Origin of the sequence: Pseudomonas sp. NY15356 (genome assembly GCF_048068175.1) — a bacterium.
GTDB classification, from domain to species: Bacteria; Pseudomonadota; Gammaproteobacteria; order Pseudomonadales; family Pseudomonadaceae; genus Aquipseudomonas; species Aquipseudomonas putida_K.
Genome location: NZ_JBLUPW010000001.1, coordinates 232,142 through 253,291, shown reverse-complemented (window position 1 = coordinate 253,291; position 21,150 = coordinate 232,142). Strand labels below are relative to the sequence as shown.

Annotated in this window: 16 protein-coding genes; 10 read left to right on the top strand and 6 right to left on the bottom strand. The window is 64.7% G+C overall.

The window, feature by feature from the left end:
- Nucleotides 1-52: 52 nt before the first annotated feature.
- The 7 genes from ACNFCI_RS01130 to trhA all read left to right on the top strand — a co-directional run bounded on the left by ACNFCI_RS01130 (nt 53) and on the right by trhA (nt 9,555).
- The gene (locus ACNFCI_RS01130; RefSeq protein ID WP_084854016.1) at nt 53-454 is read left to right on the top strand and encodes a response regulator; all 402 of its coding nucleotides are present in this window, start codon (nt 53-55) and stop codon (nt 452-454) included.
- Nucleotides 455-500: 46 nt separating this feature from the next.
- Entirely contained in the window at nt 501-866 is a 366-nt protein-coding gene (gene pilH / locus ACNFCI_RS01125) for a twitching motility response regulator PilH (protein ID WP_084854018.1), read from the top strand.
- On the top strand, nt 863-1,417 hold the full coding sequence (locus ACNFCI_RS01120) for a chemotaxis protein CheW (protein ID WP_084854019.1): 555 nt from the start codon (nt 863-865) through the stop codon (nt 1,415-1,417). Before pilH ends, ACNFCI_RS01120 begins: the two co-directional genes overlap by 4 nt.
- A 50-nt stretch (nt 1,418-1,467) precedes the next feature.
- The gene (locus ACNFCI_RS01115) at nt 1,468-3,492 is read left to right on the top strand and encodes a methyl-accepting chemotaxis protein (RefSeq protein WP_253249299.1); all 2,025 of its coding nucleotides are present in this window, start codon (nt 1,468-1,470) and stop codon (nt 3,490-3,492) included.
- A 10-nt stretch (nt 3,493-3,502) separates the two neighbouring features.
- Nucleotides 3,503-8,398 (top strand): Hpt domain-containing protein, encoded by a 4,896-nt coding sequence (locus tag ACNFCI_RS01110; RefSeq protein WP_416767243.1) that lies wholly within the window; start codon nt 3,503-3,505, stop codon nt 8,396-8,398.
- Nucleotides 8,391-8,864 (top strand): chemotaxis protein CheW, encoded by a 474-nt coding sequence (locus ACNFCI_RS01105; RefSeq protein ID WP_368828859.1) that lies wholly within the window; start codon nt 8,391-8,393, stop codon nt 8,862-8,864. Before ACNFCI_RS01110 ends, ACNFCI_RS01105 begins: the two co-directional genes overlap by 8 nt.
- A gap of 73 nt (nt 8,865-8,937) precedes the next feature.
- Nucleotides 8,938-9,555 (top strand): PAQR family membrane homeostasis protein TrhA, encoded by a 618-nt coding sequence (trhA, locus tag ACNFCI_RS01100; RefSeq protein WP_084854024.1) that lies wholly within the window; start codon nt 8,938-8,940, stop codon nt 9,553-9,555.
- A gap of 67 nt (nt 9,556-9,622) precedes the next feature.
- On the opposite strand, the gene ACNFCI_RS01095 is transcribed toward trhA, so the two are convergent.
- Both ACNFCI_RS01095 and ACNFCI_RS01090 read right to left on the bottom strand, forming a co-directional pair.
- Nucleotides 9,623-10,342 (bottom strand): 16S rRNA (uracil(1498)-N(3))-methyltransferase, encoded by a 720-nt coding sequence (locus ACNFCI_RS01095; RefSeq protein ID WP_084854026.1) that lies wholly within the window; start codon nt 10,340-10,342, stop codon nt 9,623-9,625.
- A gap of 173 nt (nt 10,343-10,515) precedes the next feature.
- The gene (locus tag ACNFCI_RS01090; protein WP_084854028.1) at nt 10,516-11,922 is read right to left on the bottom strand and encodes an adenosylmethionine--8-amino-7-oxononanoate transaminase; all 1,407 of its coding nucleotides are present in this window, start codon (nt 11,920-11,922) and stop codon (nt 10,516-10,518) included.
- Between the two features lie 230 nt (nt 11,923-12,152).
- On the opposite strand from ACNFCI_RS01090, the gene ACNFCI_RS01085 reads away from it, so the two are divergent.
- The 3 genes from ACNFCI_RS01085 to ACNFCI_RS01075 all read left to right on the top strand — a co-directional run bounded on the left by ACNFCI_RS01085 (nt 12,153) and on the right by ACNFCI_RS01075 (nt 15,181).
- Nucleotides 12,153-13,793, top strand: coding sequence for a flavin monoamine oxidase family protein (locus tag ACNFCI_RS01085; RefSeq protein ID WP_368829483.1), 1,641 nt, complete (start codon nt 12,153-12,155; stop codon nt 13,791-13,793).
- Between the two features lie 223 nt (nt 13,794-14,016).
- The gene (locus tag ACNFCI_RS01080; RefSeq protein WP_084854029.1) at nt 14,017-14,568 is read left to right on the top strand and encodes a cytochrome b; all 552 of its coding nucleotides are present in this window, start codon (nt 14,017-14,019) and stop codon (nt 14,566-14,568) included.
- Between the two features lie 34 nt (nt 14,569-14,602).
- Nucleotides 14,603-15,181, top strand: a complete 579-nt coding sequence (locus ACNFCI_RS01075; protein ID WP_224457159.1) for a YceI family protein — start codon at nt 14,603-14,605, stop codon at nt 15,179-15,181.
- 84 nt (nt 15,182-15,265) lie between these two features.
- On the opposite strand, the gene ACNFCI_RS01070 is transcribed toward ACNFCI_RS01075, so the two are convergent.
- The 4 genes from ACNFCI_RS01070 to ACNFCI_RS01055 all read right to left on the bottom strand — a co-directional run bounded on the left by ACNFCI_RS01070 (nt 15,266) and on the right by ACNFCI_RS01055 (nt 21,068).
- The gene (locus ACNFCI_RS01070; protein ID WP_368829482.1) at nt 15,266-16,792 is read right to left on the bottom strand and encodes a M60 family metallopeptidase; all 1,527 of its coding nucleotides are present in this window, start codon (nt 16,790-16,792) and stop codon (nt 15,266-15,268) included.
- A 253-nt stretch (nt 16,793-17,045) separates the two neighbouring features.
- Complete coding sequence (locus ACNFCI_RS01065) at nt 17,046-18,935, bottom strand: DEAD/DEAH box helicase (RefSeq protein ID WP_172402931.1); 1,890 nt, start codon at nt 18,933-18,935, stop codon at nt 17,046-17,048.
- 219 nt (nt 18,936-19,154) lie between these two features.
- Entirely contained in the window at nt 19,155-19,943 is a 789-nt protein-coding gene (locus ACNFCI_RS01060; RefSeq protein ID WP_084854035.1) for a substrate-binding periplasmic protein, read from the bottom strand.
- A gap of 48 nt (nt 19,944-19,991) precedes the next feature.
- On the bottom strand, nt 19,992-21,068 hold the full coding sequence (locus ACNFCI_RS01055; RefSeq protein ID WP_368829481.1) for a hypothetical protein: 1,077 nt from the start codon (nt 21,066-21,068) through the stop codon (nt 19,992-19,994).
- Between the last annotated feature and the right edge of the window lie 82 nt (nt 21,069-21,150).

The following is a 21,150-nucleotide window of genomic DNA, read 5'->3' as shown; positions in this document are numbered from 1 at the left end:
GGGCGCGAAGCGGCCCCGGATGTCAGCCAGAGCCGCGATGGTAGCCCAACTTATGGAACAACCCCTGAAGGTGATGGTGATCGACGATTCCCGCACGATCCGCCGCACCGCCCAGATGTTGCTCGGCGAAGCAGGCTGCGAGGTGATCACCGCCAGCGACGGCTTCGATGCCCTGGCCAAGATCGTCGACCACAAGCCCCGGATCATCTTCGTCGATGTGCTGATGCCGCGCCTGGACGGCTACCAGACCTGCGCAGTGATCAAGCAGAACAGCGCCTTCAAGGACACCCCGGTCATCCTGCTGTCCTCGCGCGACGGCCTGTTCGACAAGGCCCGTGGCCGGGTGGTCGGCTCCGACCAGTTCCTGACCAAACCGTTCAGCAAGGAAGAACTGCTCGATGCGATCAGGGCCCATGTGCCCGGGTTCGCCGCGCAGGCCCAACACGCACCCTGACCCCGCCCGCCATGGCGGTGTCTTCTTTCCTTCATGGGGAAACAGCATGGCCCGAGTTTTGATCGTCGACGACTCGCCGACAGAGATGTACAAGCTGACCGCCTGGCTGGAGAAGCATGGCCACCAGGTGCTCAAGGCAGACAATGGCGCCGATGGCGTGGCCTTGGCCCGCCAGGAAAAGCCCGACGCGGTGTTGATGGACATCGTCATGCCCGGCATGAACGGTTTCCAGGCCACCCGGCAGTTGAGCAAGGATCCCGAGACCCGCGCCATTCCGGTGATCGTGGTGACCACCAAGGACCAGGAAACCGACCGGGTCTGGGCCACGCGCCAGGGCGCGCGGGACTTCCTGACCAAGCCGGTGGAGGAAGCGGCGCTGATCGACAAGCTCAAAGAGGTCATCGGGGCTTGACCACCCGTCCGCAGGGCGCGTCGCTGACCGCCTTCGAACTGCTGCTGGACATCGACCGGCGCTGTCGTCTGCTGGTGGCCGACCAACCGCCCCAGGACACGCGCCAGCAACAGTGGAGCGGTATCGGCTTTCGCGTTGCCCGGCAGTGGTTCGTGGCGCCCATGGGCGAGGTCGCCGAAGTATTGCATGAGCCGCGCAGCAGCCGGGTGCCTGGTGTCCAGCCCTGGGTCTGCGGGGTGGCCAACCTGCGTGGCCGGCTGTTGCCGGTCATGGACCTGAGCGCGTTCTTCGGCCTTGGCCCGGCATTGGCGGGCAAGCAGCGGCGGGTGCTGGTGCTGGACCATGAAGCGCTGTTCGCAGGCCTGTTGGTGGATGAAGTCCTGGGCCTGCAGCACTTCGCCCTGAGCAGCCTGGAGTTGTCCCCGCCGCAGCCGCTGCTGCGCGCTGCCGCGCCCTTCGTCCAGGGCCATTTCTCCCGTGAACGCAACTGGGCGATCTTCAGCCCGTTCGCCTTGGCCCAGGCGCCGGGCTTTCTCGACGTGGCGTTGTAGAGGACCCATCGACCGTGAACAAACCCGCCACACCCGTTGCCCCGGCTGTCGTGAGCCCGCGTCGGCGCAGCATCGCGCAGATCACCGTGCTGTTCCTGCTGCTGATCCTGTCGATCATCCTGCTGTTCGCCAACTTCGCCTACCTCAACACGCAGGCCAACTACGACAAGCAGTACATCGGCCATGCCGGCGAGTTGCGCGTGCTTTCCCAGCGCATCGCCAAGAACGCCACCGAGGCGGCGGCCGGCAAGGCGCTGGCCTTCAAGTTGCTGTCCGATGCGCGCAACGACTTCGAGCGGCGCTGGCGCTACCTGCGCGAGGGTGATCAGGCCACTGGGCTGCCGCCGGCGCCCATGGCCGTGCGCGACGAAATGGACGCCGTGCGCCAGGACTGGGAAAACCTGCGCAAGAACACCGACACGATCCTTGCCAGCGAGCAGACCGTGCTGTCACTGCACCAGGTGGCAGCGACCCTGGCCGAGACCGTGCCGCAGTTGCAGGTCGAGTATGAAAAGGTCGTGGAGATCCTCCTGCAGAGCGGGGCGCCGGCCAGCCAGGTGGCTGTGGCCCAGCGCCAGCTGCTGCTGGCCGAGCGCATCCTCGGCTCGGTCAACACGGTGCTGGCGGGCGACGACACCTCGGCCCAGGCGGCGGACGCCTTCGGGCGCGATGCCAGCCGTTTCGGCCAGGTGCTCGAGGGCATGCTCGGCGGCAACCCAGCGATCCAGGTGACCAAGGTCGAGGACGCCGACGCCCGCGCGCGGCTGGCCGAAATCGCCGAGCTGTTCCAGTTCGTCGCAGGCTCCGTGGACGAAATCCTCGAGACCTCGCCGGAGCTGCTGCGTGTGCGCGAGGCGGCCGGCAACATCTTCAGCCTGTCGCAGACCCTGCTCGACGAAGCCTCGCACCTGGCCAACGGTTTCGAGAACCTGGCCAGTGGTCGCACCCTGGCCACCATCGGCGGCTACCTGCTGGGGCTGGTGGCCCTGGCCTCGATCATCCTCATCGGCCTGGTGATGGTACGCGCCACCCACCGCCAACTGCGCGAGACCGCCGAGAAGAACGAACGCAACCAACAGGCGATCATGCGCCTGCTCGATGAGATCGAAGAGCTGGCCGACGGCGACCTGACCGTCACCGTGTCGGTCACCGAGGACTTCACCGGGGCCATCGCCGACTCGATCAACTATTCGGTCGACCAGTTGCGCGACCTGGTGGCGACCATCAACCACAGTGCCGAGCAGGTCGCCGCGGCCGTGCAGGACACCCAGAACACCGCCCGCCAGTTGGCCAAGGCCTCCGAGCACCAGGCCGAACAGATCAGCGAGGCGTCCCTGGCGGTAGGTGACATGGTCGAGTCGATCGACCGGGTATCGGCCCACGCCTACGAATCGGCGAAGGTAGCCGAGCGCTCGGTGGCCATCGCCAACAAAGGCAACGAGGTGGTGCACAACACCATCCACGGCATGGACAACATCCGTGAGCAGATCCAGGACACCGCCAAGCGGATCAAGCGCCTGGGCGAGTCTTCCCAGGAGATCGGCGACATCGTCAGCCTGATCGACGACATCGCCGACCAGACCAACATCCTCGCCCTCAATGCGGCGATCCAGGCCTCCCTCGCCGGCGAGGCCGGGCGTGGTTTCGCCGTGGTCGCCGACGAGGTGCAGCGCCTGGCCGAGCGTTCGTCGTCGGCCACCCGGCAGATCGAGGCGCTAGTGCGCACCATCCAGGCCGATACCAACGAGGCGGTGATCTCCATGGAACAGACCACCGCCGAAGTGGTGCGAGGCGCGCGCCTGGCCCAGGACGCCGGCGTCGCCCTGGCCGAGATCGAGGGCGTGTCGCAGACGCTGGCCGACCTTATCCACAGCATCTCGGACGCCGCCCAACTGCAAACATCCTCGGCTGGGCAGATTTCCCACACCATGGCGGTGATCCAGCAGATCACCGCGCAGACCTCCGCCGGCTCCGGCGCCACCGCCGACAGCATCCGCCACCTGGCGCGCATGGCCAGCGAGATGCGCCGCTCGGTCTCCGGCTTCACCCTGCCGGCCCCCGCCGAACCACGTTGAGGAGCGAGCCATGGTGCCCACGACCGTGAGCCCCGAGCGCCACGACACCGTTGCCCTGGCCTGGGCCAAGGCAGCCATCCTCGACTGCCTGGGTCAGGCCCGCCAGGCCCTGGAGCGTTTCGCCAGCGAGCCGGAAGACCCGGCGATGCTGGCCTTCTTCATCGACAATCTGCACCAGGTGCACGGCTGCCTGCGCATGCTTGAGCTGCGCGGTGCGACTCACCTGGCCGAGGAACTGGAGCTGCTCGGCCGGGCCATGGCCAATGGCCAGGTCAGCCCCCGGGGCGATTGCCTCGGCGCGCTGTTCCGGGGGCTGGAGCAGTTGCCCCCGTACCTGGAGCGCATGCGTGGGGCACGTCACGACCTGCCGTTAGTGGTGGTGCCGTTGCTGAACCAGTTGCGCGGGTGCCGAGGTGTCGAGCCGTTGCCCCAGGGCAGCCTGGTCGGCCATGCGGCGCAGCGCCTGGCAGGGGCTGCCGACCTGGCGGACCTGGACCTGTCCCTGGGCAATTGGCGCGAACAGTTGCAGGCCGGGCAAGGCCGCGACGCGTTGCGTTCGGTGGTGATGGCACTGTGCGATGACCTGGTCCGGATCAAGGAGCGGCTGGACCTGTTCGTGCGCGGCGACCGCCAGCAGCGCGAGCAACTGGAGGCCCTGCTGGCGCCGCTGCGCCAGGTCGCCGATACTTTGGCGGTACTGGCCTTCCAGCAACCGCGCCGGGTGATCATCGACCAAGTGCTGGCCTTGCAGGCCCTGGCCCAGGGCGAGCGGGCCGTGGACGACGCGGTGCTGATGGATATCGCCGGCGCCTTGCTGTACGTGGAGGCGACCCTCAACGGCATGGTCGGGCCTTTGGATGAAAGCGGCCAGGGCAACCTGCCGGGCGCCGACGTGATCGAGATCCGCCAGCTGGTGTTGAACGAGGCGCTGGCGGTGTTGCAGCAGGCCAAGGACCTGATCGGCGATTGCCTGGAGTCCGGCTGGCCACGCGAGCGCCTGCAGCCGCTGCCAGGCCTGTTGCACCAGGTGCGCGGTGCCTTGTCCATGCTCATGCTGCCGGAGGTGGCCGAGGTGTTCGGTGGTTGCGCCGGTTACATGCAGGGCTGGCTTGCCCACCTGGAACAGGAACCACCCGCCGAGGAGCTTGCGCACCTGGCCGAAGCGCTGAGTGCCGGCGAAATGTATCTGCAATGGCGCGTAGCCGACCCCCTGGCCGATGCCCAGCCCTTCCTCGACATGGCCCGTGCCAGCCTGGCGGCGATCGGCGTGGTGTGCCAGCAGCCCCAGGCCTGCCTCGAGCCCGAGGCGATCGATGACGAGCTGCGCGACGTTTTCCTCGAGGAAGCCGGCGAGCTGCTGCCGGAGATCGAACGCCACTGGTTGCGCTGGCGTGCCGACAACACCTTGCGCGATGCGCTGGTAGAGGTGCGCCGGGCGCTGCACACCCTCAAGGGCAGTGGGCGAATGGTGCATGCCGAGGCCCTGGCGGAGCTGGCCTGGGGCGCCGAGCACCTGCTCAACCGGGTATTGGAGGGGCGCATCACCCTGGCGGCGGAGGGGGTGGTGGCCTTGCAGCAGGTATTGGTGCGTTTGCCGGACCTGCTGGCCGATTTCGCGGTGGGTCACCCGACGCCGCTGGCCGAGGCCGAGGCCTTGTCCAGCCATCTGCATCAGCTGGCCATCCATAATCCACCAGTGGCGGCGGCCCATGGGCTGGCCCCTCAATTGCTGGAAATCTTCCGCAACGAGGCCCAGGGCCACCTGGGCAGCCTGGAAACCTACCTGCGCGGTGCGGACGGCGAGGGCTCGCCCGTCAGCGACAGCCTGCAGCGCGCGCTGCATACCCTCAAGGGCAGCGCCGCCATGGCGGGTGTCATGCCGATAGCCGAGCTGGCCACGGCGTTCGATCGTCTGGTTCGGGAATACAAAGGGCACGGGCTGGCGTTGCAGGTAGCCGAGCTCGAATGGCTGGAGGCAGCCCGGGCTTTGTTCCACCTGGGCCTCGCCCAGCTCGACAGCACGCCCTTGGCGCCCATCCCGGACGCCGCGGCGCTGATCGAGCAGGTCGGCCAGGCGGTGGATGCGCGCCTGGCATTTCTTGAGCAGCACCCGCACCCGGCCCAACGTTCCGGGCGCGACCCGCAGCGTATCGCCGCCTTCCTGGCGCAGGGCATGGACATCTTGCTCGATGCCGAATCGCTGCTGTCGCGCTGGCAGGAGCACCCGGGCGAGCGCCAGGAGCTGGAAACCCTGCTCGATGACCTGACGGCCCTCGGGCAGGCGGCCCACCTGGCCGAGCTGTGGCAGGTGGATGAAATCTGTGAAGCGCTGCTCGATCTGTACGGCGCCGTGGAGGAGGGCAGCCTGGCCGCCAATGGGCGCTTCTTCGGCCTGGCCCAGCAGGCTCACGAAGCCTTGCTCGACATGTTCGATGAGATCGCCGCCGGGCAGCAGGTCGAGGCGCGGCTGGAATGCGTGGCGGCCCTGCGTGGCCTGTTGGACGATGCCCTGGCGCCTGACGCGATGGGCAAGGTCGGCCTCGACACGGTGACGCCTTTGCCCTTCCCGACCGCTCCGGTTGTCGAGCCTGCGGCAGGCGAGGCCCAGAGCCCGGGCGACAGCGAACTGCGTGAAGTCTTCCTGGAAGAAAGCTCGGATATCGTCGAAAGCGCCGCGGCCTCCTTGGCCCGCTGGCAGGCCGACCCGCGCAACAGCATCGAGGTCGAGAACTTGCTACGCGACCTGCACACCCTCAAGGGTGGGGCGCGGATGGTCGAGGTCGCGGCGATCGGCGACCTGGCCCATGAGTTGGAATTCCTCTACGAACTGCTCGCCGCTGGCCGACTGCCACCGAGCCCGGCGCTGTTCGCCCTGCTGCAGAACTGCCATGACCGCCTCGCCCATATGCTTGACGCGGTGCGCCTAGGCCAACCGCTGCACGCCGCTACGGCGTTGATCGACTATATCCGCAACTTCAGCAGCGCGGCGTTGACCGACAGCGCCGCGGGCCAGGCACAGGCCGAGGTGCCTGCCGCCGAAGCACCAGCGGTTACCCCGGAGCGGGCCGCAGGCGACATGGTCAAGGTGGATGCCGAGCTGCTGGACGACCTGGGCAACCTGGCCAGCGAGCATTCGATCATCCGGGGCCGCATCGAGCAGCAAGTCAACGATGCCCAGTTCGCCCTCAACGAAATGGAAACCACCCTGGAGCGCATGCGCGACCAGTTGCTGCGCCTGGATATCGAGACCCAGGGGCGGATGTCCAGCCGTTACCAGGCCGAAGGCGATGCCTATGACGACTTCGACCCCCTGGAAATGGACCGCCATTCCCAGTTGCAGCAGTTGTCGCGGGCGCTGTTCGAGTCGGCCTCCGATCTGCTCGATCTCAAGGAGACCCTGGCCCAGCGTGCCCAGGACGCCTACAGCCTGCTGCAGCAGCAGGCGCGGGTGAACAGCCAGTTGCAGGAGGGCCTGACGGCCACTTTGATGGTGCCCTTCGAGCGCCTGGTGCCGCGCCTGCAGCGTGTGGTGCGGCAGGTGGCCAGCGAGCTGGGCAAGCAGGTGGAACTGGTGGTCGGCAATGCCGAGGGGGAGTTGGACCGCAGCGTGCTCGAACGCATGGTGGCGCCGCTCGAGCACATGCTGCGCAACGCGGTTGACCATGGCCTGGAAACCCGGGAAGTGCGCCTGGCGGCCGGCAAGCCGGAGCAGGGCACCATCCACCTGAACCTGCTTCATGAGGGGGCCGACATCGTCATCGAGATGAGCGACGACGGAGCCGGTGTGCCTTTGCAGGCAGTGCGCGCCAAGGCGATCAAGCGTGGCCTGCTGGACCCACAGGCCTACCTGAGCGACCACGAGATCCTGCAGTTCATCCTGCGCCCCGGGTTTTCCACCGCTGAGAAGATCACCCAGATTTCCGGCCGCGGGCTTGGCATGGACGTGGTCCATGAAGAGGTCAAGCAGCTGGGCGGCTCCATGAGCATCGAGTCGAGCCCGGGCAAGGGCGCACGCTTCCTGATTCGCCTGCCGTTCACCGTCTCCATGAACCGGGCGCTGATGGTGCACCTGGATGATGAACAATACGCGATACCGCTCAACACCATCGAGGGCATCGTACGCGTGCCGCCCGCGGAGCTCGAGGCCTGTTACCAGTTGAGTGCGCCGCGCTATGTCTATGCCGGGCACGAATACCACCTGCGGTACCTTGGCGAAGTGCTGCAAGGGGGCAGGCCGCGTCCCAGCCTGCTGGGCCAGAGCGTGCCGCTGCCGGTGTTGCTGGTGCACTCCCAGGAGCAATCCTTCGCCATCCAGGTAGACAGCCTGTCGCCCAGCCGTGAGATCGTGGTCAAGAGCCTGGGGCCGCAGTTCGCGGCGGTGCCGGGGCTGTCCGGCGCGACCTTGCTGGGCGATGGCCGGGTGGTGCTGATCCTCGACCTGCTCGGCCAGTTGCGTGGCCAGCAGCGACGCCTGGCGCGCCTGCCGGGTGGCTATGGCGACCAGCGGCCGTTGCTCGGGCCGGCGCCACGCCGGCGTCTGCTGGTGATGGTGGTGGACGACTCGGTGACCGTGCGCAAGGTCACCAGCCGCCTGCTCGAGCGCCATGGCATGAACGTGCTCACGGCCAAGGACGGGGTGGATGCCATGACCCTGCTCGAGGAACATCGCCCGGACGTGCTGCTGCTGGATATCGAAATGCCGCGCATGGACGGTTTCGAGGTGGCCACCCGTATCCGGCGCGACGCGCGGCTCAAGGACCTGCCGATCATCATGATCACTTCGCGTACAGGCCAGAAACATCGCGACCGGGCGATGGCCATCGGTGTCAACGACTACCTGGGCAAGCCGTACCAGGAGTCGGTACTGCTCGCGAGCATCGCCCACTGGAGCCAGACCCATGCTTGAACATATCGCCGGCCAGCGCAGCAGCCTGACCGGCTTGCTGCTGCCCATGAGCGACCGGACCCTGGTGCTGCCCAATGTCGCCGTGGCCGAACTGATCGGCCAGCGCGCGTTCGCCTGCGAGGCCCATGACCCGGCCTGGCACCTGGGCTGGATCGACTGGCGCCAGCAGCGGCTGCCGCTGATCGGTTTCGAGGCGGCCTGTGGTGGCGAAACCCTTTGCGGTGATCGGGCTCGTGTCGTGGTGCTCAACGCCCTGGGCGATACCGGGCTTCGCTACCTGGCGCTGCTGCTGCAGGACATTCCGCGATCATGCAAGCTCGACAGCCAGCTCAATTATGTGGATGTGCCGCTGGCCAGCCTGGAGCTGGCCGCGGTGCAGGTGGGCGAGCAGGTGGCCAGGGTCCCGGACCTGGCAGGGTTGGAACGGATGGTGCGTGACGCCGATCTGCAACCTCTGGGCGGGTAGGATATCGGGCTCGTCCCGCGATGAGGGCCGAGGTGATCTGGAACCTGGCCCGTTTCAGGAGGTCTGTGTCTGCATGTACTACGGTGAACGTTTCAATGCCTGGACGCACCTGGTCGGTGCCGTGCTGGCCTGTATCGGCGCCATCTGGCTGATCGTCGTGGCCGGGCTGCAGGGCGACCCCTGGAAGATCGTCAGCTTCTCCATCTATGGCAGCACCCTGCTGCTGCTCTACAGCATCTCCACCCTGTACCACAGCACCCGTGGCCGGGCGAAGGTGATCATGCGCAAGCTCGATCACTTGTCTATCTACCTGCTGATCGCCGGCAGCTATACCCCATTCTGCCTGGTCAGCCTGCGTGGCCCCTGGGGCTGGAGCCTTTTCGGCGTGGTCTGGGGGCTGGCGGTGATCGGCATGCTCCAGGAGATCAAGCCGCGCTCGGAGGCGCGGATCCTGTCGATTGTCATCTATGCGGTGATGGGCTGGATCGTCCTGGTGGCGGTCAAGCCCCTGCTGCACACCCTCGGCGGCGCCGGGTTCGCCTGGCTGGCGGCGGGCGGGGCGTTCTACACCATCGGCATCCTGTTCTTCGCCTTCGACAGCCGCTTCCGCCATTGGCATGGCATCTGGCACCTGTTCGTCATCGCCGGTAGCCTGATGCACTTCGTCGCGGTGTTCTTCTACGTGCGCTAGTGTGGTGTTTTGCAAATACGACCAAAAATCGCTCGCGAGTTATGGTCGTTATTTGTGAAACACCACACTAGATATCCCCCCACAGCTGCTGCGCCACCGCCAGCGCGACCACCGGTGCGGTCTCGGTGCGCAGCACGCGCGGGCCGAGGCGTGCCGACTGGAAGCCGGCCGCCTTGGCCTGTTCCACCTCGGTATCGCTCAGGCCGCCTTCCGGGCCGATCAGGAAGGCCAGGCGCGCCGGGCGTTCGTGGCGGGTCAAGGGCTCTGCGACCGGGTGCAGCACCAGCTTGAGGTCGGCGTCGGTTTGCTTGAGCCAGTCGGCAAGCGTCACCGGCGGGTGGATCACCGGCACGGTCGAGCGACCGCATTGCTCGCAGGCGCTGATCGCTACCTGGCGCCAGTGGGCCAGGCGCTTGTCGGCGCGCTCATCCTTCAGGCGTACTTCGCAGCGTTCGCTGACGATCGGCGTGATGGCGCTGACGCCCAGCTCGGTGGCCTTCTGGATCGCCCAGTCCATTCGCTCGCCCCGGGACAGGCCTTGGCCAAGGTGCACCTGCAGCGGCGATTCGGCTTGGCCGGGCAGGGCCTCGTCGAGCGCTACGCGCACGGCTTTCTTGCCGACCTCCAGCAACTGGCCACGGAATTCCTGACCGCTGCCGTCGAACAGTTGCACGGCATCGCCAGGGGCCATGCGCAGCACGCGGCCGATGTAATGGGCCTGGGCTTCGGGCAACTCGTGTTCGCCGAGGCTCAAGGGGGCGTCGATGAAGAAGCGGGACAGTCTCATGGAGTACTCGTCAAAAAGGGTTACGCACACTGTGTAGGAGCGGCCTTGTGCCGCGAAAGGGCCGCAAAGTGGCCCCTGGCGCTCAACGCCAACGCCCCAATCGCCGGGGCTGCTACGCAGCCCTTTCGCGGCACAAGGCCGCTCCTACAGGGGGAGGTGGATGGGGTTGCAGGCTAGCCCGGATCGCGGAAATCGGGGTGGAAGTTCGTCGGCACCGCCACGCTGACACTGTCCCGGGTGGCGATGTCGATGCCTTCGCTGGCCACCTCGGCCAGAAAATCGATCTGCTCCGGGGTGATCACGTACGGCGGCAGGAAGTACACCACGCTGCCCAACGGCCGAAGCAGCGCGCCGCGGGTCAGGGCGTGCTCGAAGACCTTAAGGCCGCGGCGCTCCTGCCAGGGGTAGGCGACCTTGGCGGCCTTGTCCTGGACCATTTCGATGGCCAGGGCCATGCCGGTCTGGCGGATCTCGGCGACATGGGCATGCTCGGCCAGGTGCGCGGTGGCGCTGGCCATGCGCGCCGACAGGGTCTTGTTGGCCTCGATCACATTGTCTTGCTCGAAGATATCCAGGGTCGCCAGCGCCGCGGCACAGGCCAGCGGGTTGCCGGTATAGCTGTGCGAATGAAGGAAGGCGCGCAGGGTCGGGTAGTCGTCGTAGAAGGCCTGGTACACATCGTCGGTGGTCAGGCAGGCGGCCAGCGGCAGGTAGCCGCCGGTCAGGGCCTTGGACAGGCACAGGAAATCCGGGCGGATACCAGCCTGTTCGCAGGCGAACATCGTGCCGGTACGGCCGAAGCCCACGGCGATCTCGTCGTGGATCAGGTGCACGCCGTAGCGGTCGCACGCCTGGCGCAGCAGCTTGAGGTACACCGGGTGGTACATGCGCATGCCGCCGGCACCCTGGATCAGCGGCTCGACGATCACCGCGGCGATGCTGGCGTGGTGCTCGGCCAGGGTCTGCTCCATCAGCGCGAACATGTTGCGCGAATGCTCTTCCCAGCCCATGCCGTCGGGGCGCAGGTAGCAGTCCGGGCTCGGCACCTTGATGGTGTCGAGCAGCAGTGCCTTGTAGGTTTCGGTGAACAGCGGCACGTCGCCCACCGACATGGCGGCGATGGTCTCGCCGTGATAGCTGTTGGTCAGGGTGACGAAGCGCTTCTTGTCCACCTGTCCCTTGTTCTGCCAGTAGTGGTAGCTCATCTTCAGCGCCACTTCGATGCAGGATGAGCCGTTGTCGGCGTAGAACACCCGGTCCAGGCCAGCCGGCGTCATGGCGACGAGGCGCTCGGACAGCTCGATGACCGGCTGGTGGCTGAAGCCGGCCAGGATCACGTGCTCGAGCTGGTCGACCTGGTCCTTGATGCGCTGGTTGATGCGCGGGTTGGCATGGCCGAACACGTTGACCCACCAGGAACTGACGGCATCCAGGTAGCGCTTGCCTTCGAAGTCTTCCAGCCACACGCCTTCACCACGGCGGATCGGGATCAGCGGCAGTTGCTCGTGGTCTTTCATCTGGGTGCAGGGGTGCCACAGGACTTTCAGGTCGCGTTGCATCCACTGTTGGTTGAGGCCCATGGGCAGATCTCCTGGCGGGGCGTGCTTTGGCCGACAAGCCTAAGCAATGGGGCCGCGCAGGACAACCGACGCGCTGCGTGCGGCGGTGTCGAAAACTAAATTTCCTGTGCCGACGGGCACTTGATGTCACTACGCTGGCAGGGTCTGGATGCCTGACGTATTCTTAACGCATCACATCCTGGGGCGTTCTTCCCCTCTTTTTGTCACCTCTATTTCCGGAGTTCGCCAAAATGGCTGCTGCTTGGGTGCGCCTGTGTGCGTTGGTATTGATTGGTGTGTCCAGCGCCGGCGCGCTGGCCAAGGACAAGAGCCCCACGGCGATCGTCGTGGGTGGCGGGCTGGCGGGCCTGACTGCGGCCTATGAGCTGCAGAACAAGGGCTGGCAGGTGACGGTGCTGGAAGCGAAGACCGGCATGGGCGGGCGCTCGGGCCTCGCCACCAGCGAATGGATCGGCAACGGCAAGAGCCAGCCGGTGCTCAACCAGTACCTGGACCGCTTCAAGCTTGAAACGCTGCCTGCGCCGGAGTTCGTACGTACCCCCGGCTACCTGATCGACGGCGAGTACTACAGCGCCAGCGACCTGGCGGCCAAGCAGCCGGCCACCGCAGATGCGCTCAAACGCTACGAGAAGACCCTCGACGACCTGGCCCGGTCGATCGACGACCCGTTGAACCCGGCGGCCACCAGCACCTTGTTCGCCCTCGACCAGATGAACGTCTCCACCTGGCTGGACAAGCTGCAGTTGCCGGCCACCGCCCGGCAACTGGTCAACCAGCAGATCCGGACCCGTTACGACGAACCGTCGCGTCTGTCGTTGCTCTACTTCGCCCAGCAGACACGCGTCTATCGTGGGGTCAGCGACCGCGACCTGCGCGCCGCGCGCCTGCCAGGAGGCAGCCCGGTGCTGGCCCAGGCCTTCGTCAAGCAGCTCAAGACCATCAAGACCCGTTCGCCGGTGACCGCGATCATCCAGGACAAGACCGGCGTGACGGTCAAGGTCGGTAGCGTCGGCTACCAGGCCGATTACCTGGTGATGGCCGTGCCGCTGCGGGCGCTGGCGAAGATCCAGATGACCCCGGGCCTGGACGGCAAGCACCTGGCTGCCCTCAAGGGAACCAACTACGGTTGGCGCGACCAGCTGATGCTCAAGTTCAAGAAGCCAGTGTGGGAAAGCCGTGCGCGCATGTCGGGCGAAATCTTCAGTAATGCAGGGCTTGGCATGCTGTGGATCGAGCCTGCGCTCAAGGGAGGGGCCAATGTGGTGATCAACCTTTCGGGCGACAACGCCCGTCTGCTGCAGGCCTTCGGTGACAAGCAGATGGTCGACCAGGTGCTGATCCGCATGCATGCCTTCTACCCACAGGCTCGTGGCGCCTTCACCGGATACGAGGTGCGTCGCTACAGCACCGACGCCGGAATGGGCGGTGCCTACCTGGCTTACGGTCCTGGCCAGATCAGCAAGTACTGGCGTTTGTGGGAGCGCCCGGTGCAACGCATCGCCTTTGCCGGTGAGCACACCGATGCGCTCTACCCCGGCACGCTGGAGGGTGCGCTGCGCAGTGGCCAGCGTGCCGCGAGCCAGGTGCAGGACCTGGCGGACGGCAAGTCGTTCGAGCCGGCCAAGGTTGTACCTGTCGCCGCTGCTCCGAGTGCAGCGAACGCGAAGGAAAAGGGCGGGTTCCTCTCCAACCTGTTCGGTGGTGCATCGGGCAAGGCCGACAAGGCGAATGCTGAGCCAGTGAAGCCGGCGCAGGCCAAGGAAGGCAAGCCTGGCTTCTTCTCGCGAATGTTCGGTGGCGCCGATAAGGTCGATGTGCCTGCCAAGGCCGAGCCTGAGGCGGCGGCAGAGCCCAAGGCCAAGGCTGGCTGAATCTTGTCGTAGCCAGTGCGGGCCCCAATCGTGAGGCAAGTCGGACCGCGATGGGGCCCGCACTGGCAGTAGCGCTGTGAGCGACTATCGTTAATGTTTCCTTAATGGGAAGGTTTCACAATACATATCTAATTTTTCGATCATCCGAAGCAAGTTTTTCCGCTTTTTTTCGATACGTTATGCGCTAGTCTGTGCACCAGCTTTCACGGGGAAACACACCAACATGCAACTGCGCAATTCATCCTCTCGCTATGGCCTGGTCAGCATCGTGATGCATTGGGGCGTGGCTCTGGCAGTCTTCGGGCTGTTCGGCCTGGGCCTGTGGATGGTCGGCCTCGACTACTACAGCCCGTGGCGCAAGTCCGCGCCCGACCTGCATAAAAGCATCGGCCTGGTGCTGCTGGGGGTGATGTTGTTGCGTGTGATCTGGCGCTTCGTCAGCCCGCCACCGCCGGCGCCGGCCAGCCACGGGGCATTCACCCGCCTGGCCGCCAAGCTGGGGCATGCGTTGCTCTACCTTGGCCTGTTCGGCGTGATGATCGCAGGTTACCTGATCTCCACCGCCGACGGCGTGGGCATCCCGGTATTCGGCTTGTTCGAGGTTCCGGCGCTTGTCAGCGATCTGCCCGACCAGGCTGATGTTGCTGGGGTCATCCACCTCTACCTGGCCTGGGGGCTGGTGATTTTCGCCATCCTGCATGCCTTGGCAGCACTGAAACACCATTTCATCGACCGTGACGCGACCCTGGCCCGCATGCTGGGCCGCAAAGCTTGACTCTCTACCTCAATTGCATAGGAAGGAAGTAAGGATGTTCAAAAAGACTTTTGCCGCTCTGGCGCTCGGTACCGCACTGCTCTCCGCTGGCCAGGCCATGGCCGCCGAGTACAAGATCGACAAGGAAGGCCAGCACGCGTTCGTCGACTGGAAGATCAGCCACCTGGGCTATAGCTTCATCCATGGCACCTTCAAGGACTTCGACGGTAACTTCACCTGGGACAGCGCCAAGCCGGAAGACAGCAAGATCAACGTCGAACTGAAGACTGCGAGCCTGTGGTCGAACCACGCCGAGCGTGACAAGCACATCGCCAGTGCCGACTTCCTGGATGTGAAGAAGTATCCAGAAGCCAAGTTCGTCTCCACCAGCGTGAAGAAGACCGGCGACAAGACTGCCGATGTGACCGGCGACCTGACCATGCACGGTGTGACCAAGCCAGTCACCTTCAAGGCTACCTTCAACGGTGAAGGCAAGGACCCATGGGGCGGCGAGCGCGCTGGCTTCAATGCCACCACCACGCTGAACCTGAACGACTTCGGCATCAAGGGCCCAGGCGCGACCTCCCAGACCCTGGACCTGGATATCAGTGTCGAAGGTGTGAAGCAGAAGTAATTCGAACGGTTTGAAAGCGGGGGGCTGCTGCGCAGCCCTTTCGCGGCCTTGTGCCGCGAGAGGGCCGCGTAGCGGCCCCTATGCTTATGTGTACGGAACTTGATGAATCAGCCCCGCAGGTGCTGCTGGCAGTCGCAGGGCATGTAACGCGCGCCAGGTGGCATCACCCTCCTTGAGGACACCCCAGTCGGCAAAGAAATCCGCCAGGTTGCAGTTGGCCACCTTGCATAGCGAGGCGGTGAAGTTGACAAGGTCATTACCGTTGATAGGGTTCTCCCTGGCAAAGCGGTCCCAGGCGGGCAGGTAATGGTTGCCGAATCCTTTTCTGAGCTGTTCGAAGATAGCGTGCGTATCTGGAGACTCCGGATAATGTTTTTGATCGCGTGGCTTGGCCAGCCATGCCTTCAGCCCCGGCCAACGTTTGGGAAATTCTTCGCTGTAATCGTTCGAATGGATACGCCCGACCGCGAGGGCATAGATGTTCACTGAGTTTTCGTCGAACAACGGCGCCAAGGTGTTCGTCCGGTTTTGAAAATGATGGCCGTACTCATGCAGGGCGACCCAAAGCTCATGTGCACGGCCGCCCAACAATGCCTTCATGTACGAGCTGCCTTGGTTACGACTGTGGGGCAGGCCAATGTAGCCCGTGGTGGCGTAGGGCGAGCTACTGGATACGCTTTCTACGGCATGAATCCATAAATTGCTTCGCGTATGCCTCGGTGAAGACCCGTCCAGACCGGCGGTAATCGTTTCGATTTTCAAGACTTCTTCATGGGACCTGACAATCTCTCCAACATCGGGGTGCGCGAATAACCGGTAGGTATCGGCGTAGGCGGATATGACCACTCGGTCGCCGACGAGCTGGACTTCTGTTTGGCGATCGCTTTTATCGAGCATACGATGCCAGTCGTTCGGCGGAGTCTGCCCAAGGATATAGTAAGGAATGGGCTGGAAGGCGCCGTCGAGAATAACGCGGCAGCCGGACTTACCCGTATTGCGAATATGGATCACGCCGCCGACGAGATCGGGCCGCAGCCGGTTGTCACCGCGTTGTAAGCGAACCTCGCGCATGTTTGGGGTTTGTATCGCGCGGTTCGATTGCTCAGCCAGCCCTTGTACGCCTATCAGGACTGTCACATCTTCATCGTCCCCTTCAAGCCAGAGGGAGGCGCTTTTGCCGGCAGGCAATTTATAGCCGGTGGGTTGATAGTCGGCCCACTGTAGACTCCATTGGTAAAACGCTTGGTCGTTGGCTTTGGCCGCCGTGGGGCCTATGAAGATAGACCGCGGATGGACAAAGCTATCCGTCGCTGTGACGGGATGGGAGAGCCCCGAACTGTTGACGCGCACGTGTACGGTATCAGCGGTCAGCAGGTAGCTATCTGGCAAGTCGGGATTATGAAAGCGTCCATCGGCTTTTACGTCGGCAATCCCTTTCCAAGTACCATTGGAGAAGGCTTCGATCACACCTTGGGTTACGGATGTGCTTCCTCGGACATCATTCTTTGCACCCCGCCTTAGCGAAAGGCTGGTAATGACCGGTGTTGCGGTAGTTGTGCCGGCCGAGGACTCGGTTTTATTGGATTTTGGAGTCGGTGTAAAAGTATTCATGTTGAGCCACTTATTACGTTATGGCTCTTCAGTGTTCAGATGGGCAATAGTTTTAAAAACTGGCTGAACTAACAGTTTTGCGCAACATACGTGCAGACCACCAAAATCCGTGGCGTTATTGGATTCGTACTGCTGGAGGCGGTAAGAATACTGAGGCGCGTCGGTTACTAAACTTTCGCGTGGCTTGATTCGGCAACTGCCGGTATTGCGCCTTTCGCTGAGCTGGCAGCGAAAGGCGCAACATACCCGGTTGTCAGCCCTTGCGAGTCAACAGCGCGGGGCGCTCACCGCGTGGGCGGCTGGGCAGGTCATCCAGCTGCTCGGGCGTCGGATAACGGTCGAGCTTGGACTCCTTGCGGATGATCACTGGCTGGTGGGTTTCGCGCGGGTTGCGCACTGCCGGTTCCTGGCGGGAAAGGTCGTCACGACCGCCGGAGCGGTTGCGACCGCCGCCATTGTTGTCACGGCGCGCACCGCCGTTGTTGCTGTTGCGGGCGCGTTTCTCGCCGGAACCCTGCCCCTGGCGTTGACCGCCATTGCCACGCCCTTGGCCGCCGCCATTGCGCTGGCCTTGGCCCTGGGCCTGCCCCTGGCCGCCATTGCCGCCTGGGCGGCGGTTGCGGCCTTGGTTCTTGGTGTTCTGGTACGGGCTGACATAGTCGGCGCGGTTGCCGAAATTGTCGATCTCATCGTCCAGGAACTCTTCCGGGTCACGATCGGCCGGAACCGGCGGGATGCCGGCCTGGCCCTGGGAGGCCTGCTGCTGGCGCGGCTTCTTGTTGCGCGGTTTGCGCTGCTGCTGTGCCTTGTCGCCGGCCTTTTCCTTGTCGGCAGGCTTCTCGGCAGCCTGCTGCTTGGCCTTGCCTTTGTCCTTGCCTTTGTCCTTGCGCCCGCCGCTGCCGTCCTTGCCGCCTTCGGCGCGCGGCTGGTTGCGCCCGCCACGGCCATTGTTCTGCGGGCGTTCGCGTACTTCAGGCTTCTCGGCCTCTACCTGGCTTGGGTCGAAGCCCATCAGGTCGCCGTCCGGAATCTTCTGTTTGGTGACCCGCTCGATGCTCTTGAGCAGTTTCTCTTCATCCGGCGCGACCATCGAGATCGCCTCGCCCGAGCGGCCGGCACGACCGGTACGGCCGATACGGTGGACGTAGTCTTCCTCCACGTTCGGCAACTCGAAGTTGACCACATGAGGCAGTTGATCGATATCCAGGCCACGTGCGGCGATATCGGTGGCCACCAGCACACGTACGGTATTGGCCTTGAAATCGGCCAAGGCCTTGGTCCGGGCATTCTGGCTCTTGTTGCCATGGATCGCGGCGGCGCTCAGGCCGTGCTTTTCCAGGTACTCGGCCAGGCGGTTGGCGCCGTGCTTGGTGCGGGTGAACACCAGCACCTGTTCCCAGGCACCCAGGGTGATCAGGTGCGCCAGCAGGGCGCGTTTATGGCTGGCCGGCAAGCGGTAGACGCGCTGCTCGATCCGCTCGACCGTAGTGTTCGGCGGCGTGACCTCGATGCGCTCGGGGTTGTGCAGCAGCTTGTCGGCGAGGTCGGTGATGTCCTTGGAGAAGGTCGCCGAGAACAGCAAGTTCTGGCGCTTGGCCGGCAGGCGCGCAAGGACCTTCTTGACGTCGTGGATGAAGCCCATGTCTAGCATGCGGTCGGCTTCATCGAGGACCAGGATCTCGACATGGGAGAGGTCCACGCTGCCTTGGCCGGCCAGGTCGAGCAGACGGCCGGGGCAGGCCACCAGCACGTCCACACCCTTGGCCATGGCCTGGACCTGCGGGTTCATGCCGACGCCACCGAAGATACAGGCGCTGACCAGGTGCAAGTCGCGGGCATAGACCTTGAAGCTGTCATGAACCTGAGCGGCCAGCTCGCGGGTGGGCGTGAGCACCAGTACGCGGGGTTGGCGTGGGCCGTGGCGCTGGGACTTGTCTGGGTGGCCGCCCGGGAACAGGCGCTCGAGAATCGGCAGGGCGAAGCCGCCGGTTTTACCAGTACCGGTCTGGGCAGCGACCATCAGGTCGCGACCTTGCAACACGGCGGGAATCGCCCGCTGTTGCACTGGGGTGGGCTGGGTATAGCCCGCTGCCTCGATAGCGCGGACAAGAGCCTCGGAGAGACCGAGGGAAGCAAAGGACATGGGCAATCCTGTTCTCGTGGGGGCTGGGCCCGATGGGATGATCTGCCTGGCGCGACGGGCATCGGCGGGATGCGATCGCGTCCGGTCCAGCTGGGCGTTCACTGCGCATCCTGGAAGCGTCGGGGAAGCACTGGGGGTGCGTGGGCGACGGTCGAGATGCCTGTTGCGAGGCCGAGCGTCCGGGCGTGAGCCGGGCGGGAAGGCCCGAGTATAACAGAGCTAGCGCGCCGTGCTGCGTTCGTGCTGCTCAACGGCGTCAGGAATATTTCCCTGGTCGCTTTCATAGCGAGCACTGATCGCCGCATAGGCCGGCTCCTGCTTGAAGCGGCGCAGCTCGTCGGCGAAGACCGTGGCCAGGCGTTCGCGCCCTGGCTTGCGGGCAAGGCCCAAATATTGGGCATGGCGGCTGATCACCAGGGGCAGCTCCTCGACCTGTTGCTCCAGGCCCAGGTGCCTGCGCAAGTAGCGGCCTGCGCGGCGGTCGGTCACCAGCAGGTCGATGCGCCCGAGCATCAGCTTGCCGAAATTCGCCTCGTGGGTCGGGGCCGATTCCCGCTGGAACAGCGGTGACGTATTGAAGGCCGGGTTGTACGTGTAGCCGGGCGAGGTCCCCACGGTCAGGCCTGCGAGGTCTTCCAGACGTTCTATTGCACGGTGCTGGGCGGTCGACTGGAACAACACGAACTGCACGTGCGAAAGGGGCTCCTCCGGGTAGACCATGAAGGGTTCGCGTGACTCGAGCTGGAAGATGTCCAGCACCCCATCGGCCAGGCCTTGCTCGACCATGGCCAGGCAGCGCCTCCAAGGCAGCAATTGCCAGTCGACATCGATACCCAGGCGCTTGAGTACTTCGTTGGTGACTTCGTAGTCGATGCCCTTGAGGTGACCATCGTGCCAATAGATGTAGGGCGCCCAGTCGTCACTGACCAGGCGCAAACGCTCTGCCTGGGCCAGCGGGCTCAGGCAGGCGAGCAGCAGGATGCAGGTCAGGCGCAGGAAATTGGGCATGGCGGCAGGGTACGTGCAATGCGCGCCCAACGCCAGTAGCCGTTGCGGTCAGGCTCCGGAAGGTCCGAGCAGGTGGGCTTGCACTTCCTTGTGCCTGCTGCCCAGGGACAGGCGCAGGCCGGGCTGGCGCAACAGCCGCGCCAGTTGTTCGGGGTCCTTGCGGCCATGCATGCCCTGGAAGTTCTCCAGTGCCTTGTCCCACCAGGCGGGTGCGCAGGCCCGGTCGAACTCGTTGTCGTAGGGGTAGCAGCCGTAGAGCAGTTCACGGGCAAACTGGCGCTGGTGACTGGGGAGCGTCAGGCTCAGGGCCTTGCAGCGCAGGCGATGCAGGGTAGGCGGGCGCGGCAGTTGGTCGTTGACCAGCGCCACGTCGGCCAGCGCCGCCTCGCTGAGCGGATCCTGGCCATGCTTGCCCAGCCAGGCTTGGACCTTGGCGCGAAACAGGGCCTTGCGGCTCCAATAGTGATGGATGACGTCGGTGCACGCGGCCACCGCCAGGGTACGGTACGCGGCCACGGCCAGGCAGAACTCCTCGAGGGTATAGGCGTTGGGCACCTGGGGGTGGAATTCATCCATCAAGGCGATGGACTGGTCGAGAACCGAGGCATCGATGGCATGCAGGCCGATGACCCCGGAATTGAGCAGGCCCATCCGCCCATCCGCCAGGCCACGATCCTGAAGGATGCCCTGCAGCTTGCTGTACAGCTGGCATTGCCGGTTGGCGTCGTAGCGCCCGCCGATGGCATTGCACAGCAGGCTGCCGGGGGCGATCCGCTGGAACAGCTGCAAAGGCGACTCGCGGAAGAAGGTATCGGTGTCGATCAAGGCGGCCACGGGATATTGCTGCAGGACCTGGCGCAACAGCACGTGCTTGCTGCGAAAGTGATAGCCATGGGGCTGGTTCCAGGCCGCCCGGGTGGCTTCATCCAACAGGTGCAGCGTGACGGGCAGCTTCGCGTAAGGGGCCGGGTCGTCGGTATAGACCTGGATATCCAGTGCCTGGCCGGGCGCCTTGTGTAACTGGGCGAGGGCGCTGACGATGCTGAAACAGGCTTCCTGATGGTAGGTCGAGCGACCGAATGCCAGGTAGATGAGTTGTGGATTCGAAGCGGAAGACGGCTGCATCGTTCGGTAACTTATCGGGCTGCAGAAAGAAATAAGGCTTTAGCCTAATGCCAAAGCCTTAACTCTTCCTTAAGCACTTATT

Coding starts and splice junctions, on each gene's coding strand:
- ACNFCI_RS01090 (WP_084854028.1), bottom strand. CDS start 11,922: ATGGGCCTCAACCAACAGTGGATGCAACGCGACCTGAAAGTCCTGTGG.
- pilH (WP_084854018.1), top strand. CDS start 501: ATGGCCCGAGTTTTGATCGTCGACGACTCGCCGACAGAGATGTACAAG.
- ACNFCI_RS01070 (WP_368829482.1), bottom strand. CDS start 16,792: ATGAATACTTTTACACCGACTCCAAAATCCAATAAAACCGAGTCCTCG.
- ACNFCI_RS01055 (WP_368829481.1), bottom strand. CDS start 21,068: ATGCAGCCGTCTTCCGCTTCGAATCCACAACTCATCTACCTGGCATTC.
- ACNFCI_RS01080 (WP_084854029.1), top strand. CDS start 14,017: ATGCAACTGCGCAATTCATCCTCTCGCTATGGCCTGGTCAGCATCGTG.
- ACNFCI_RS01095 (WP_084854026.1), bottom strand. CDS start 10,342: ATGAGACTGTCCCGCTTCTTCATCGACGCCCCCTTGAGCCTCGGCGAA.
- ACNFCI_RS01105 (WP_368828859.1), top strand. CDS start 8,391: ATGCTTGAACATATCGCCGGCCAGCGCAGCAGCCTGACCGGCTTGCTG.
- ACNFCI_RS01065 (WP_172402931.1), bottom strand. CDS start 18,935: ATGTCCTTTGCTTCCCTCGGTCTCTCCGAGGCTCTTGTCCGCGCTATC.
- ACNFCI_RS01085 (WP_368829483.1), top strand. CDS start 12,153: ATGGCTGCTGCTTGGGTGCGCCTGTGTGCGTTGGTATTGATTGGTGTG.
- ACNFCI_RS01130 (WP_084854016.1), top strand. CDS start 53: ATGGAACAACCCCTGAAGGTGATGGTGATCGACGATTCCCGCACGATC.
- ACNFCI_RS01060 (WP_084854035.1), bottom strand. CDS start 19,943: ATGCCCAATTTCCTGCGCCTGACCTGCATCCTGCTGCTCGCCTGCCTG.
- trhA (WP_084854024.1), top strand. CDS start 8,938: ATGTACTACGGTGAACGTTTCAATGCCTGGACGCACCTGGTCGGTGCC.
- ACNFCI_RS01110 (WP_416767243.1), top strand. CDS start 3,503: ATGGTGCCCACGACCGTGAGCCCCGAGCGCCACGACACCGTTGCCCTG.
- ACNFCI_RS01075 (WP_224457159.1), top strand. CDS start 14,603: ATGTTCAAAAAGACTTTTGCCGCTCTGGCGCTCGGTACCGCACTGCTC.